The organism is Sporosarcina sp. P2, assembly GCF_002743255.1.
GTDB lineage: Bacteria > Bacillota > Bacilli > Bacillales_A > Planococcaceae > Sporosarcina.
The window spans coordinates 278,132-294,148 of the sequence record NZ_PDYY01000002.1; the positions used below are offsets into that span (position 1 = coordinate 278,132).

At 38.4% G+C, this 16,017-nt stretch carries 14 protein-coding genes; all 14 read right to left on the reverse strand.

Annotated elements, in window-relative coordinates; all coding sequences use genetic code 11:
* Nucleotides 1–491: 491 nt before the first annotated feature.
* Nucleotides 492–1,751 (reverse strand): CYP152 family fatty-acid peroxygenase CypC, encoded by a 1,260-nt coding sequence (gene cypC / locus CSV67_RS03835; protein ID WP_099630300.1) that lies wholly within the window; start codon nt 1,749–1,751, stop codon nt 492–494.
* A gap of 285 nt (nt 1,752–2,036) precedes the next feature.
* A complete protein-coding gene (locus CSV67_RS03840) occupies nt 2,037–2,228 on the reverse strand; it encodes a hypothetical protein (protein WP_099630301.1) in 192 nt (63 codons plus the stop codon).
* A 54-nt stretch (nt 2,229–2,282) separates the two neighbouring features.
* Nucleotides 2,283–2,777, reverse strand: coding sequence for a hypothetical protein (locus tag CSV67_RS03845; RefSeq protein WP_143560676.1), 495 nt, complete (start codon nt 2,775–2,777; stop codon nt 2,283–2,285).
* Between the two features lie 5 nt (nt 2,778–2,782).
* Entirely contained in the window at nt 2,783–2,989 is a 207-nt protein-coding gene (locus CSV67_RS03850; RefSeq protein ID WP_099630303.1) for a hypothetical protein, read from the reverse strand.
* 80 nt (nt 2,990–3,069) lie between these two features.
* Entirely contained in the window at nt 3,070–4,119 is a 1,050-nt protein-coding gene (locus tag CSV67_RS03855; protein ID WP_099630304.1) for a replication-relaxation family protein, read from the reverse strand.
* 270 nt (nt 4,120–4,389) lie between these two features.
* Entirely contained in the window at nt 4,390–5,100 is a 711-nt protein-coding gene (locus CSV67_RS03860; RefSeq protein ID WP_158232879.1) for a hypothetical protein, read from the reverse strand.
* 272 nt (nt 5,101–5,372) lie between these two features.
* Nucleotides 5,373–6,404, reverse strand: coding sequence for a peptidoglycan DD-metalloendopeptidase family protein (locus CSV67_RS03865; RefSeq protein WP_099630306.1), 1,032 nt, complete (start codon nt 6,402–6,404; stop codon nt 5,373–5,375).
* 48 nt (nt 6,405–6,452) lie between these two features.
* A complete protein-coding gene (locus CSV67_RS03870) occupies nt 6,453–7,190 on the reverse strand; it encodes a hypothetical protein (RefSeq protein WP_099630307.1) in 738 nt (245 codons plus the stop codon).
* Between the two features lie 57 nt (nt 7,191–7,247).
* Entirely contained in the window at nt 7,248–9,692 is a 2,445-nt protein-coding gene (locus tag CSV67_RS03875; RefSeq protein WP_099630308.1) for a CD3337/EF1877 family mobilome membrane protein, read from the reverse strand.
* A gap of 124 nt (nt 9,693–9,816) precedes the next feature.
* The gene (locus CSV67_RS03880) at nt 9,817–10,350 is read right to left on the reverse strand and encodes a hypothetical protein (protein ID WP_099630309.1); all 534 of its coding nucleotides are present in this window, start codon (nt 10,348–10,350) and stop codon (nt 9,817–9,819) included.
* Between the two features lie 32 nt (nt 10,351–10,382).
* A complete protein-coding gene (locus CSV67_RS03885) occupies nt 10,383–12,971 on the reverse strand; it encodes an ATP-binding protein (protein WP_099630310.1) in 2,589 nt (862 codons plus the stop codon).
* A 72-nt stretch (nt 12,972–13,043) separates the two neighbouring features.
* Nucleotides 13,044–14,327, reverse strand: a complete 1,284-nt coding sequence (locus CSV67_RS16885; protein ID WP_233192550.1) for a hypothetical protein — start codon at nt 14,325–14,327, stop codon at nt 13,044–13,046.
* Between the two features lie 28 nt (nt 14,328–14,355).
* On the reverse strand, nt 14,356–15,684 hold the full coding sequence (locus tag CSV67_RS03895) for a TcpE family conjugal transfer membrane protein (protein ID WP_158232880.1): 1,329 nt from the start codon (nt 15,682–15,684) through the stop codon (nt 14,356–14,358).
* Between the two features lie 105 nt (nt 15,685–15,789).
* The gene (locus CSV67_RS03900) at nt 15,790–16,011 is read right to left on the reverse strand and encodes a hypothetical protein (protein ID WP_099630312.1); all 222 of its coding nucleotides are present in this window, start codon (nt 16,009–16,011) and stop codon (nt 15,790–15,792) included.
* Between the last annotated feature and the right edge of the window lie 6 nt (nt 16,012–16,017).

A 16,017-nucleotide genomic window follows, 5' to 3' on the forward strand; every position in this document is an offset into this window, starting at 1 on the left:
TCTGTTTTCGTATCTTCAGTTGATTTGCATATTCACCTTCCTCCCACAATAACTCGGGTAACGCATGAACATTATGCGAAATGCGTTTCAGCCAAAACCTCATATCCTTTTTGTAGTTTCGGGTATTCATCATCCTTAATAGTAAGAGGGATGTTTCTAGGACGAGAAAACCCAACTCGATTAATTCCGGCGGACTTTGCTTCGCTACATGATCATCAACTTCAGGATAGACATACAGCTTATTTCTACAGATTTTAGTCTTGAAAAACACTTTGCAATTTTCCCCCTTCAGTATAAATGGAAATAAAAATAACACGCTACATTCAATGGCTGAATGAAACGTGTTTTACGTATCTTGACAACTAGACTATTTATTTTACACATCTAAAAAAGCACTAAGATTATCTAAAAACTTACCCTTGTTCAACTAAAGCTCCCAGTTAGCTTGATTTGTTAAAATCCCATAATTAATGAGTATCGTAGAAATAAAATTAAATTCTTCGCTTAACATTTTTGATCACTACTTTACTGTGGGGAATGCTTGGTATGCTGACCATACTGAAACTTAAATCCTGGTCAGGAACTTCATAATTCATTCGATTCGCTAGATAATCGAGGCTCACTTTCATGACTTCAATGGTGACCCACTCACCTGCACATCGATGTCCCATAAAGTAATCGCCACCACCCTGTGGAATGAAGCTGAAGGGGCTTCCTTCCCATTCGGCAAACCGATCCGGACTGAACTCATCAGGATTGTCCCAAATTTCAGGATCATGATTGGTGCCATAAAGATCTAGCAAAGTTAATGTGCCTTCTTCAAACTTATAGCTGTTCCAGGTGAAATCTTTTTTCACCAGTGCCACGACAAACGGAAAAAAAGGATAAAATCGGCGGACTTCCTGTACAAACATCTGAGCATATTTTTCATTGCCCGTTTCAAGTTTCTCCCTTTCTTTCGGATAATGATGCACTGCAAGCGCAGTGAAATTGATGAATATAGCAATCGCCACAATTGGTCTCAAGATATTGATTATTTCCACAGCAGTGGTCTCAGTATCCAGAAGATTCCCTTCCAGATCGCGATGCCAGGCAAACCTGTGTAATGCAGTATTTTCAGGGGGATTCACTTTCCCATCTCGAACCTCATTAATTAGTTCTCCGATCCACTTTTCTACCCGATTCCGTGCATTTCTTCCTAGCCAATGTGCTGGACCAACAGTAGCTGGCGACTCGAACATCGCTGCCAAATCTTTTGTCAGCTTCTTCACTTCGTCTTCCTGTACCGGTACACCTGCCCACTGACAGGCTGTCCTGCACATAATTTCCTGCACTTCTTCATAAAGAACAACCTTATCCATCTGTCCCCATTTATCCACCGCCATTTCCCACTGGTTTTTTGTAAAGCCAGTCAGTTTTTCAAGTCCGTCAGGAGACATGATCGACATAAACATTTCCTTGCGGTGCTTATGGGTCTGTCCATCTAACGCCTGAACACCATTCTTGCCAAACAATGTTTGTACCGCCCGGTTTGGTGCTGCGTCTTTCCTTTTGAATTTCTCAGTGTCATAAAAAACTTCCGCAGCTTCCTTTCCTCCCATGCAGATTGCTTTCTTACCAAGCAATCGGGTCTCGAAAATATCAGAATTAAAACTGTGACGTCTGTTCAAAATGTACATATATCCTTCTCTCATAAGGCTCAAACTATGGTCTATTCCTTCTTCCCGAGGCATTTGATTTGTATTTGGCATAGGATCCATCTCCATTTTTCATGAGTAATGGTCTTATTCTGTGTAAACTCTTCCCTATTTATTCTCAAAAAACTTGGCCCCGAGCTAAATGGTGTACAACTTGATACAATTTCCAACCTTCTTAACGATCAGGACTTTCTAAACAGATTTCAACCTAAAAAAGCCGGTTCCTGTAATTTGAAATCGACATTTTATTTGTCTTGTTGAACAATCCTGCCCAGTTAGCACAGTAAGAAAAAATAGCTGTCGAGAGATACATTTATCTTCAATTTTAGTACCCTTTTGTCAATCTTGTATTTTTCTTAACATCACATATTCAAACAGTTGGCAAACGTCATAACCTTCGTCAAATAATCTATCCCGTATATCAGAAGCATCTGGGATGAATCTAAAATATAGTGTTGTTCTTTCTGATATTTCCCTACCTTCATATTCATCATATTGCGTAAACTCTACTCCATATTCATAAATCGTCATTTCACAATAACTCCAATCAACTTGTTATTATTCTCAATCCATCCTCGGTGTTTCTCAATTATCATCAGTATCAGTGGATGTGCCTAGAATGATTCTAACATCTCCCCGTTCAATTCTCTCCTTTTCTTCTTTCCGTTTTTCAAAATAGCTTTTGTGCGGTTGTTCCTCGATTCGCTGATTGCCACGCTTTTTCTTGTAGGAGATTTCCGCTCGGATAAAAACGACGTTCAAATAGACAGCGACTATCACAAGCAACACTAACGTCAATTTCATCATTGCGAAATGGGATAGAAACTTCTCCATCTTCCAGGAGGAATAAACGAAACTTGATAGCAGCATAACCCCGTATAATGTCAGAGAGAACCCCATCAGCTTGTCTAATTTCTTGTTTTTATTCGGTCGAATCCTACATACAATAAAATGGATGGCTATTGCCGTCAGCCCGGAAAATAAAATTAACTTTACTGATGGGATATAGACACCGCTGTACATACCGATGACTCCTATCGCTGCCAGTATAAAACTAATCGCCACAGTGACAATTTGCAATTGCATCACCCTTTCTTGATTCGGGCTTGCGTAACTTCTAAATTCAACACGAAGACAAGTTCATCCGCTAACAACTTACGCATTGTTCTATACATCCTCTTCTGGTCTTCTTCATCAAGATGGACCGCAATTTCATTGTTGAATCCCTTCTCATGTTCAGTTAATCGTGTCATCGCCCGTAGCTCCGGAATGATTTCATAATTTGTTTGCATGTTATTATCTCCCCTCAATTTTAGTTTAATTTGATTTCAAAATGTCTTTTGAAGGACAGTTCCTTCTATTATATAGTCATTTAGATTGCCGTCAGATAATCCACGAGATCCCCGGAATCAATTTCAAGGTAATCGACATGATGAATCTCTTCTAAAAGTTGCTCGTGCATATCCCGTGTATTTGGAGTAGTTACCACTAGCACTTTCCTTCCGTCTAATTCGTACATTTCTTTGCGGTATTGTTTAATGTTATAAACTTTGACCAAATCCGTGTCGAGCAGATTCACAAGATATTTTTCTTTCCCATTGTGTCTAACCACTCGCTCCAAACCATCGTATTGTTTCTTGCTTCCGCTAACAGAAGACGTTTTGAAGGACAGGTCATAGATTTCGTAGTCTTCCAGAAACTTCATCACGTTATTTTCATCTTCAAATAAGCGTAAATAGTATTTTGCAAATGTATAGGGGAAGATTTTTAAACTTTGACATTTAACGATTACGGAATTATTTGTTGAAAGCTGCTGGACAATGGTGCTGTAACTGGTCGCACTTTTAGCGAATAGTATATAGTTTGGATTCCCGAAATCTCTTATTTCCTTTGCTGTCTTCATCAAATTTTTCATTCCCACTCCATGCAAAAACATATAGAATAAATATTCCGACCCGCTTGGACTTGTCAACATGCCTTGCACATTTGCACCACGGTTTAACTCGAACATCTCTTTTACATCCCTGCTGTCCTTCATTTCCCAACCGTACCTTTCCAAATCAATCATCACATCATTGGTTGATAGTAAGAACGGGAGACGGCGAATATTCACTCTTAATTCATCTGCCCTTCGTTCAACAGCCACTCCCTGCTCTCTCAAGCAGGTAATGCCTATTTCACTAATTCGGTGATACGAACCTTGTCTATTTTGATTCGCAAGATACCCGCTAATCGGATGCGTGCTAATAAGTCTTGAATTACGCAGAATCCGTAATTTCTTATACGTATACCACCGTGACATTTCGTAGCGTCGCATGATCTGCTCCGTACTCAACACACGATGTTCGTACAGTCCACGAAGTATCTCAATATCACGAGCTTGCAGAACCTTCACCACCTGTTTATTGCCCGTCTTCGACATGCGTTCCCCTCCTAATTGATTGTTCGCCCCGGCTGTTTATTTTCGGTCACTTCTACACTGCGCTACGAATTGATTCAACTAAACCTCTCCGTTTTGCCCAATTCGTCTAGAATCTTATAAAACCATTAGCAACTAACGTTTAACCTATATATACCGGGTACAATTTTAGGTCTATATTGGGTACAATATAGGGGTTCCAAAAATCCCTTTATATTGCACCTAAAATACGAGGCTTTAACTTGGGTACAATATTCAAACGCTTTAAAACAATTAACCCCAAAAGTTTTCTGTCTTAGCATTTGATGAACGCTCCAACCGTTCATTATCCTTGATCACTTTTGCTTTCTTTTCCCTTTTAACCTCAGCTCTATATTCTTCAAATATTTCTTCTTGCAATGTTGATTCGGGGATGTGTGCTAAATGAAAATACTCTTCTTTTAAATAGCACATAAATTCCTCAAAATTGTCCTGCGATACTACAAAGACTTGCACATGATTTCCCCTTGCATCAAGTAACCCTATATCAAAGTTCCATACCCTCCACCAGCTATCATCTCCGATAAGTCCTGTATGCCGTATTGCATCTTGAATAAGCTTTCTATTTCGATTATCTAAATCACGGATAATCCTATTTTCAAAATGTTGAGCGATAATAATTACCGACTTATCAAATTGATAATCAATCTTTGAAAAGTCATATGAATCATGGGTTGCACGAAAATAATAATGTCTAATCATTGCTAGATAATCCCTATCAGATTCTTTATAGAGCGGTAAAGCACCTTCGTATGAAAACTGAAAAACTGGATAACCGTTGATAATCATTGGTTTCACTTTCGCCATTGGGTAGACTGACGTCCTTTTAATGGCAGCATCATTTCCCCCCAATTTATTTATTTGAGACATTAAATAAATTTTCATTTCCTCAAGTTTTTTTAATTGCTCGAAAAGCATTTTCTTTTCTGATTCCACCAAATTCATTCCTTTCTTTTTTGGGGACGTTATTTCACCAGTCAAACCCCTCATACATCTACATTCTAAAAACCCAACGTCGGACGTTTATAAATTTTTTTCAACACGAATAGCCTAACGTCAGACGTTAGAAAAAAGAATCCTTATAGCAGCACCATTTGGAGAGTATTTTCACGTCGGACGTTCATTTTCTTCAACGTCCGACGTTAGTAATCGGAAACACTGTCCTATCATCGTTTACACCTCATATTCGCGTCGGACAAATCATTTTCGTTAATTTACTACTTACCAACAGCCGTATATTCCGTTAAATACGGCATCGGATCTTCTTGGACACCCGCACGAATTATTTCAAAATGTAAGTGATTTCCGGTTGATGTTCCCGTTGAGCCACAGGTGCCGAGTACGTCCCCTTGAGAAACCACATCATTTATTTTTACTTTCGTGGAATTTAGATGGGCGTACAAAGTAGTGACTTCACCATGATTGACAATTACATGTAGTCCGTATCCATTAGACCAACCAGTTCCGGAAGCAAAAATAACATTACCACTTTGGGCTGAAAGGATTGGATCATCATTTGCACAAGCAAGGTCTACACCCGTATGCAGTCTTACATCGTCAAAAACGGGATGTGTTCGATAACCAAACGGACTTGTAATCCTCAATCCATTTAATACAGGAAGCATCCAGTCACCTACGACATGCACTTCGCAGTTCATCGTTAGGCCACCAAATTGTGCAACCAAAGTAGTAACATTCGGAGCCCAATGTTTATTTAATCCAGTCGGGTCATTGTCTGCTCCAATTGGCGCATACACACTACCTAAATCGGAAATCGTTGTTAAGCCGTCCTTAATAATACGATTATGCAACGTATTTCCCATTGCATTTAAACCATCTTCAATTGTTGAGAATGAATATAAATATTTACTTCCTGTCGCAGGATCCATCAAACCACCTGGGTTATTTTTTAAAATAACCGCAGATGATGTTCCGAATCCTGTTTCATGAAAAGCTACCGCGGACATCAACACTGGATCTATGCCATACCTTTCAGCAACATCAATAAATACTTGCCCTTTGCCTGTAAATTTACCAGCATCATTAAATTGCGAAAAGAATACTGTTTCACTAATTTCTCCATCTGCACGACATATTGCACCACCCCCAAAGTTCATTTGTTCATCGTCTTCTTCAGTAAAGATTACTAATATCCCAAAGAAAAGAAGAAGAGAAAGAAGAGAAAACATCAATAGCAAGATTGGGCTGCCTATGACTGGTACAATCCATAACAACTTTTTCATAATCATTCAACGAACTACTTGCTCTTAAAAGAGGTTTTGTTCGTTCCCTCCTTCCTATCTTTTGTCGTCGTAATTTAAGTAATACTCAACAATTTGGAATTTTCCACCGTCATTTTTTTCAAACATCAAACTGTAAACATCCGTATCTTTTCTGGTTTTACCATCGCTATCAATCACCTCACTAATGACAAAGGCATCCCATGAAATAGCAATTAATGTTGGAGCAGTAGGTTCAATAATTTCCACTGAAAGAACTTTTCTTGAAACGATTCCCATCACATCTTTTAACCCCGTAATCTTTTCTTCTTCGTTATCCATAAGATAGCTGATATAACCTTGATCCAACAGTCCCTCAACGGATTCCAAATGTTTAACAGGTAATGCTTTATCAAACTCATGAAACTTTAAAGCAAATTCATTTGCAATTTCCATTGTTTTCTTCAAATCCTTATTACTGAACATATCGCTTTGAGTCGGATTTTTTGAAACTTCTTCAGGTACTTTCAAATAGTTCTTTTCAGGATCCTCTTCTATAACCTCAACATTTCCACTCTTTTCTTTTTTGGAATCAGCCCCTTTGTTTACTCTTAAATTTTCTCCTTTAGTTTCTTCTTTCGAAGTATATCTCCATATACTTCCACCCACATTTCCATTAGGATTTTCTATTGAATTATCATCTGCATTTTTCTTTTTTCCTTTATCGACAAAACCGATAATAAAGCCCAATAATAAAAGCGTGACGGCTAGACCCATCACGCAATAAGAAACTATTCTTTTTGTTTGCTCACTCACCGAAAATGTCAACCCCTTTTTCTAGTAATTATGTTAGTTTGACAGAAGGTCATTTTACTACTCAGGAAACTTGTCAAACGATTTTAAATTATTTCCTTCCAAAATCGCTTTTCTTTCTTTTTCCAATTCGATAGCTCTTCTTTCATTTTCAATGTTGCTAGCAAACGTGTCAGCGAAACCGTTTTTCCATTCCCCTTGCTCCGCTTGTTCAACTACCAAATCAAAATGTCTGTTCATTTCACCTGGACTGACATTGTTTAAACCACGCTCGTTTAAAGTATCTAGGGTTTGATTAATCATTTCAGGTGGCACCCCTTTATTCGCAAGCTCATTTGTCACCATTGATTTATTCATATGAAGTTCATATTCCACTTCACCATATACATCTTGCTTTTCTTTCTGTAATTGAATAGATTTTCTTTCATCCGAAATTCCTTTTGCAAATGTTGCAGCGTAATCATCATTCAAGTCGCCTTGCTTCATCAATTTGTCGTGTTGAGTATGCAATTCTTTCGGACTCACATCGTGCAATCCTTGTTGATCTAAAGCAGTCATTGTTGCATCAACCATTTCTGATGGGATTCCTTTGTCGGACAGAACTGCTTTTGTTTGTTCTCGTTTTTGTGCCCTTCCAGCAAATAATAAATCTTTTTCTTTTTCGATTGCATTGCTTCTTCGATCATCTGAAATACCTTTTGCAAATGTTTGAGCGAAGTTACCATCCAAATCACCTTTACTACTAATTTTCTCGAATTGCTCATTCAGTTCTTCATCACTTAAATTAGTTACACCTTCTTTTTCAAGTGCTTCCATCGTCTCCGCCTTCATTTCTGGAGTTAGGTTTTTGTCATCCAAAAATCCGTCTAACCTACCCTTATCAGTAGAAGATAGCTTTGCGGCTTGCTGAGTTCTTGTCATCTTACCCAAATGGGCAAGATGTTGGGCTTTCATCGCAGAGCCAGCAACATCACTTATGCCACCTTCTCCTGTTGCAACCTTACCAACGGAACCACCAATTGCCGCACCTGTCATAGCACCAGCTGGACCTCCAACAACAGCACCCGCAGCAGCGCCACCAACTGTAGCAACGTTTTGTACGCCCTTTTTAAATGGAGCTGTGAACGTTCCCGAACTTTCTCTTAGGTCACGAATTGCATTCGATCCAGATGAGAATATATCTTTGATTCTGTTCCGTAAGATGAAAATTGTTCCGAACAATAATAGATTGAACGTAGCTGCTCCCACGTAACTATAAAACGGATTGGAAGCACCACTTATTGACTTGAAATTCCCAGCGTAAATAATATCCGAAATCACAAATACAATTAACGCTATGAATGAGACAAATATCTTCAAAGCTAGTGGAATACCTAACTCAATGAAATATCGTTTCAAGACATTAAATTGTCCTGGAATTGCACCAATTAGTAAAGCAAATGGTGCAAGAGCTGCAATGACCATAAACCAGAACTGAAATAGAATTAAACAAAGCGACAATAAATAGATGGGAAGTGAGACAAGCCCATTGATCATCATGTAGAAATACGAGAATGCTAAACGGCTATTTACCGCTGAATATTTCATCATGTGATTACCGTGTCCGTTTTTTGAAGCCTCATCTTCAATGACTTTAGTTAATCTCTCTTCACCAACTGGCTCTTTCAGGATGTTTTTTACTCGTTGTACACCTCTCTCTCTATCTCCTCTGCCTATTGACTCAACATCATGCGTCCCATACTGCATATAGAGATAAGGTCTATCAACAAACATTCCCCAAATACTATCTTTCATTTTCGTTCTCGGATCATCGATATTCGATTCTGAACTATCCGAATGACTCGGTAGACTCACAACAAAACCACTAAGTTCAGTTGTAACCTTGTTTGCCCCCGTCAAAAGAGCGGTGTAGTTTGCAAACATCAATATTGCAATGGTTAATGCTATAATCGTTTGAAAAACTGAAGAAAACGATTCGAAGAATGCTCGTTTAATAACGAAAACGTACAACGCATACATAGCCGTCAAAATCGCAACTAATTTCACCAAATTTCCGAAAAGCCCATTTCCTATACTGAATGTCCCGCCAGAAATACCCGTGATATTTGACATAAGTGATTCTAATTCAATAATTATTTTCTCAGTGAAATCAGCTGTATATGCCAAGTCATACATGACCAACATGGTATAGGTTAGAAATATGTTTATATTAAATACAATATTGCTTACAAGATTGACCATTTCACTTAACTTGTTTCCTACATTTTCCTTTACATCTGCCCAACCGAATAGCTTATCATAGGTGTCAGCCCAGAACTTTTCTCCTTCTTCAGAAGACTCTACGTCTTTATCCGATACGGCATCTAAATGATAGTAAGATTTTCCGTCATCTTTAAATTCACCATATTGATCTGTGATAATATCCATAATGTCTGTTTTCGGAGTAGAATCCTCTCCGTCGTCAGCTAATCCGATATGGGGTATACCTAAGGCGAAAAACAGCATTACCATGATAACTCCACAAAATAGTCTCTTATAGTTAGGTATCATAAAAGTTTTAGGCAATAAAAAATAACCCTATGCAATTAGCAAGGGTTATCGAGAGCCTGTTACCTCCTCTGGTATTTATTTAATCCTCTGGTAATTCATGAAGTACAGTGCCGGTTTCAGCATTACTATCATTAATCACTCCTGGTCTTTCACCGTAATACGATTCGATTTTCCATTCATTATCATCATCTTGTTTTATTATTATCCAACTATTAGTTAGAACTTCTTTGTCGTCAGGTGTACGATATCTATAATAGACTTCTCCCTTTTCATCGTTGTAGAAATTATCATATCTTCTCAATTCATACTTATCCTCAAGTTCTTCAAAACGATTTGGATACTCATGACTATCTAATAGATAAGATTTCTTTTCTTTCAGTTCATCAACACCTTCTGAAGACAAATACTTCAAAATTTCAGGATAGTTTTGTTCAATCTTCACAACCATAAATTCACGAGCAATCGCATCTGTTTCTTCGAATACCCCTGAATATTTCTTCGCATTATCATCAGATTTGTCACTTGGATCTTCTTCATTATCAGAATTGCATGCTACCATCAAAACAGTCATGGCAAGTAAGAGAAAGAATCCCAACATACCTTTTTTAAACAATTCACCACTCCCTTTCAATGGTTTTTATATTATCACACTACTCTTACTTTTTCACGCTCCCTTTCCTCTTCTGATGACGTGGAAGAATCGAATGCATCTAATAACTCAACGAACACTGGATTAATTTTAACGACTGCAGAACGACCGTAAATATCTTGGAATAGCGCTTCGCCCCGATCCAATGCTTTTAACGTTTCAATGTTTGCATTTGTTTGGGGTAAATTTAGATAATCTAACATTTCTTCCGCTTCACTGGTTTTACGCAGTCCGAAACTAAATTTCATCCCCATATTTGCAACATCATTTCCATGGTCCGAGGCATTTTGCGAGCCCTTCATCAAGGTCGTATTATAGAAACGGCCCATTCGCACGATAAAGTCCATTAATTCGGCCCCAATCGGGCTTCGTTCAATTGCACTTGCTTCGTCTTGAAGAATGAACTTGTGAGTACCCCTATCGCTTTTAAACATATACTGTTTTGTCCATGCAGTGATTGAAATCATAATTGCTTCTGATATCTTGTGAATAGTTCTAGCGTTCTTCTTCTCACTAGACGAGGGTAAGTTAAGATTCTGAATCATGAGTACCTGAATCGGTTTGTCGTGTTCCAGCACTTTAAAGTTTTGGCCTACTTCCCCGAATAGCAACATGGATAGCTGATTACGCTTCAATGTTTCCAGTGTCCCCCTCAACCGTTCCAATGCTTCATAGCGGCTATTCGACATGCTTTCTGGACGATGATTATACAGTTCATGTAGATAGGTAAGGACTCTACCAATACACGGGTCATCTTTATTTGCCACTTCTTCAACTGCTTCGCTCAAAATGTTGTACGCATCTTCGTTTAAACTAATGTTGGCAAGATACGAAAGAATATCCATTGTAATATCTTTCGCTTCTTCTATGCTTGTACTTGTTCTAAATGGGTCAAGTGAACCAGCATCGTCATGATCAGAACCGAGCGTCCAAACTTCAATGTATTCTTTCGGAATAAACGGGAGCCCTTTATCCCATCCTGTTCTATCTCCTTTAGGGTCTATGATTAACCCTTTGGAGCCGGTAAGTGTCGCAAGATAAATGAACAGATTCATAAAGAATGATTTCCCGCGTCCCGTCATCCCAGCAACGAGAACTGAAATTGAATCTACGACGTTACCAAGCCCATCAAATGCTTTGGCTGCTAAATCGGGCTGAATAAAAACTGGCTTTGAAAACTGCGAAGTATGTCCGATATAGAATCCCCGATTATCCCCAATATTTGTTGTGGCACCGAACATCATTCCAGCTAATATACCAGGAGCAACTTCCATCTTATAATCATCGTGATATTTTTTTGAACCGGGAATAGCCTCTAATAAGAAATGAACCTGCTCACCATAAGGAGCAACAATTTTCAAACCGTATTTTGATAATTCATTTCTTAACAAACCAACTCTTGTCTTTAATTGTTCCTCAGTTTCGGCAGTTAATTTAAAGATGAACGAAACAGCAAACCCAGGAAATCCTGTTTGCTTAAAATAGTTTTCCATTTGAATCGTACCACTTTGTGAAACATCGACACTCATATCGACGTCTTGACCACCCTTTTGAGCTTCATTACGTTGGTCTTTGAATTCCAATTTAGCATTACTTAATTTTTTCTTAATTATTTCATTCGGTTGATTTTCCGCACGAATCGAAACGGTTAACGGAAAAGGCATTCGTAATTGAATCCGGTATAGCCATTCACTGCCGGGATGATGGTCAACATCGTCCATATATTCAATCGTTAAATATTGGCAGTAGATACTTTCAATTTCGTTGGCATCAGTAATACGACTCAACAACAATGTTTTCGGGCCGAATTCTTCGATATTAGCATTCTGCACATCAAAGAATTCCTTCTTGTTATTGCGGATCGCTTTATATTTATTTCCTTGCTTATCAATTCCTTCAACAGCCTTACCAATTTCATAAGAATTACGAAGCTGAACATCTGTATTGTTATTTCTTGTACTGTAACTTTTCTCAATAATAAATACTAATTCTTCCGTCGTCACTTTATGAATCCGTGAACTGAATGAATTAGCTATCGACGATTCGATTGAAACCGCTTGGCTTTGAAAAGCTTTGATTTGGCTATCTAAAATGTCATCGGGGTACAATCCCACCGCTTGATATAATGGTGAACTGAAGCCCTCAATAAACTTTTTAACGGATGTTAAGGCATTGATACCCGCATTACCTGAAGCATACTTATTTTTCTCAGGATCTAACTGAATACCAATGTAGTGATGATACTCACTGGACTCATTCAATTCTCGTTCGTTTTCTAAAGCTCTTTTGACTTGTTCTATATACTTAATCCCATTTTCTTTCAACGGATAATTTTTCATCTTAATTTCATTAATTGTAGCGTTCAAAATACCTGTAATATTCGTTGGATTAGGAACTACTAAATAATGCAAATCAAGACCGATGTTTGTTAGAAGAGACATCTGTTGTTGAAATGGATTTATTTTCTCATCATCTTCTAAGAAATCATAATTAAATCCGTCTATTTTGTAATATGCCCATACTGTTCCATCATGTGCAAATACTAAATTGTTTTCTATATGCTTAACGGGAAACTCGATTTTCAATGTGTACCACTTCCTTCATAATTTATTGGGAACAAAAGAAGCTGCAAACCTAAACAGCCTCTTCCATGATAATTATTCCGCATCTTCGTTTGGTCCTATGGGAATAACAGGTTCTTCTAATAGTTCCGAATCTGTAGGATTTGTCGGTCCTTCCGGCTCCATTGGTACTTCTGGATCCACGGGTTCTGGGCTGGGATTAACAGGTTCTACAGGCTCATTAGGAAGTTCTGGTTCTATTGGTTCCACCGGGGTAACAGGTTCCGTTGGTTCTTCTGGGTCCGCGGGAACTTCCGGGTCGACAGGCTCGTCAGGGTCGGTCGATTCTACTGAATCAGTAGGTATTTCTGGTTCTACTGGTTCTACTGGTTCTACTGGTTCTTCTGGTTCCTCTGGATCAATTGGTTCTATAGGCTCCTCCGGTTCTTCGGGAACAATCGGCTCCTCAGGTTCAATAGGTTCTACTGGATTAGTTGGCTCTTCGGGATTGGTAGGTTCTAACGGTACTTCAAGGTCTATCGGATCTTCAGGATCCGTAGGCTCTGTTGGTTCCTCTGGATCTGTGGGAACTTCTGGTTCCTCTGGATTGACAGGGTCTACTGGATCTTCAGGATCCACAGGATTCGTTGGTTCTTCAGGAATTGTCGGTACTTCGGGTTCCACCGGTTTTTCTGGAACTGTTGGTTCCTGCGGGACAGTCGGTACTTCAGGATTCGCGGGTTCAGTTGGGCTTGTCGATTCTTCTGGTTCTACCGGTGCTGGAATAACTGGGTTAGATGGTTTCTCCGGATCAATCGGAACAATCGGCTTTTCCAAATCTACTGGTTTATTTGGTTGCACTGGTTCGATTGGCTTTTCTGGTTCTATCGGTTCCATCGGTTCTTCTGACATAACGGAATCATTTAGTACAGGCTCCAGGTTTGCTACATCGTCTGGAGATATTTCGGTCTTTTCTTCTTTTGCAGCAGCAATAATAGAATCATCCAGATCTTTAAAATCATCTTCTTCCTTAAAGAATGATAAACCTTGCACATCATTATTATTAGCGTTCGCAATGGAAACATCCAAATCCGAATATTCATCAAGGAATGATACATTAGATTCTTCATTTTCAGCGGCCTTTGCAATCAAGACTTCTAGGTCATCTTCAGTCTCTATTAATTCCTCTCTGACAATAAAACTGTCACCGGATTCACCTCCAGCCTTTTCTTCTTTCCGTTCTTCTACTTTTTTTTCCGAGTTTTTTTCTTTCAACATATTGTAACTAGTATATCCTACGCCACTAGCTAAAACGGCAGACAGTGCAATTGCTCCAATCACCGTAACTTTCTTTTTCATATCTTTGTTTTCAGTGGACAATTAAATTCCTCCTTTTGAAATATCTCATTTATGCTTTCCCATTAGATTCTTCGGCTTCTTTTTTCTTTTTTTCTTCCTTCTCTTTTTCCAAGTCTTTGGCATCTGTTTTCTCTTGGATATATGAGCGTAATGAGTTATCGTCAATACTTTCCGCAAAATCAATAGCGTCATCGACTCTTTCTAAAGCGATGTAAGCATCTACAATAAGGTGAGCTCTTCTATCATCAATCTCCATTCTTTCTGCACTTTGAAATTCAACTATTTTTTCATAATCGTTATTTAATGAAGCAACTTCAAATGTGATTAACTCCGAATCAGTTTGTAAATTTAGTAGTGGCTTGAGGTCATTTTTTGCAACATAGTAACCGACGATTGATTTATCAAACTCCGGAACGTGATCTAATGCTTTTTGTGCATTACCCGACATTAAATACGTAAACAGTACGGAATTTCTATCGGCTTTTTCTAACTCAACAAAATCCAATTTATCGAAGTATTCAACTGCATCACCGTATTTTTGAATGGACGCAGCTCGTAATCCTATAATGAGGTTTTCATCAATAGACACAACTACTTTTTCTGTACCATCCTTATTTTTCTCAAGAGACGCATCCAAATCGTCAGCAATAACATTAGCTTTACCGAACTTAAAATCCGTTAATGTATAAAGAAAACCGAATACCAAAGCGACGCTTAGTGCCATTGTGAAAAGAACGGTAATACCAGTTACCACAAGAGGGCTCCTATTTATCCGCTCTTTGGTTTTTTTTAGATTCGTTTCTTGTTGTAATTGCTCCGTTTCTATTTCCGGCAGTTCTTCATCTTCCACCTTCCTAACCACCTCGGTTTCATTATTTTTATGATCGACTTGTTTTTCACTAGACACTTTTCTCCTATTTGAAATTCGCGTCATATATTCAATGGCATTCTTTCGTTTTTCATCAACCTCTGTTGCGATAGATGTATCCTCACTTGCCCGATGTATAGGTTCATTAAAGGTAAAGTAGTTATGAAATTGGTAATCCTTTTCTTTCTCCACTTCTCTGCCTCTATAAATCGTGCTGGCTTTTACTTTCCTTGCTTGATACAAAATAAAAGAACGGAAGAAGTTTACGGGTGATCTACCTTCCGTTCCAACATCTGCAAGCAGCCATGCAAGTTCTATTGGAATGAGAATTAATATCCCAACGGGTATCCAATTAATTAACCTTCCAATTCCCGGTGTAAAATAAATGGTTGCCTCCACTATCGCTATCACAAAGAAATACATAATCGCCTTTAAACGTATCGGCCTACCTAGTTCTAACCCAAATATTTGATAGAGCTGCCGTTCAAAACGAATGAAGTTATTAAGCACATATAACGGAATCTTATTTATGTCTTTTCACCTCCAAGCTGTGCATAAGAAAGATATAGCAAGAAGGAGAGATTATCCTCCTTGCTTATAAAAATATGGATCTCGTTAATTACCTAGATTTAATTTTTCAGCAATAAACTCAGAAATACTGATCAAGGTATCTGGATTCACAATAAAAATTCCAATGAACGCAAGACCGATAAGAACACCAACCAATGCTATCCAAGCTCTCTTAAATGCTGTCACAATCAATGCAACAAAAAGAACAATAAATAATGCCCATTTGATTTCTTGTGAGGCCCAATTAAATAATCCTTCCAAACTCATATAATT

Bases quoted from the DNA above. Each gene is read 5' to 3' on its own strand.
- cypC (WP_099630300.1), bottom strand. From the start codon at position 1,751: ATGCCAAATACAAATCAAATGCCTCGGGAAGAAGGAATAGACCATAGT.
- CSV67_RS03840 (WP_099630301.1), bottom strand. From the start codon at position 2,228: ATGACGATTTATGAATATGGAGTAGAGTTTACGCAATATGATGAATAT.
- CSV67_RS03850 (WP_099630303.1), bottom strand. From the start codon at position 2,989: ATGCAAACAAATTATGAAATCATTCCGGAGCTACGGGCGATGACACGA.
- CSV67_RS03855 (WP_099630304.1), bottom strand. From the start codon at position 4,119: ATGTCGAAGACGGGCAATAAACAGGTGGTGAAGGTTCTGCAAGCTCGT.
- CSV67_RS03860 (WP_158232879.1), bottom strand. From the start codon at position 5,100: ATGAATTTGGTGGAATCAGAAAAGAAAATGCTTTTCGAGCAATTAAAA.
- CSV67_RS03865 (WP_099630306.1), bottom strand. From the start codon at position 6,404: ATGATTATGAAAAAGTTGTTATGGATTGTACCAGTCATAGGCAGCCCA.
- CSV67_RS03875 (WP_099630308.1), bottom strand. From the start codon at position 9,692: ATGCTGTTTTTCGCCTTAGGTATACCCCATATCGGATTAGCTGACGAC.
- CSV67_RS03900 (WP_099630312.1), bottom strand. From the start codon at position 16,011: ATGAGTTTGGAAGGATTATTTAATTGGGCCTCACAAGAAATCAAATGG.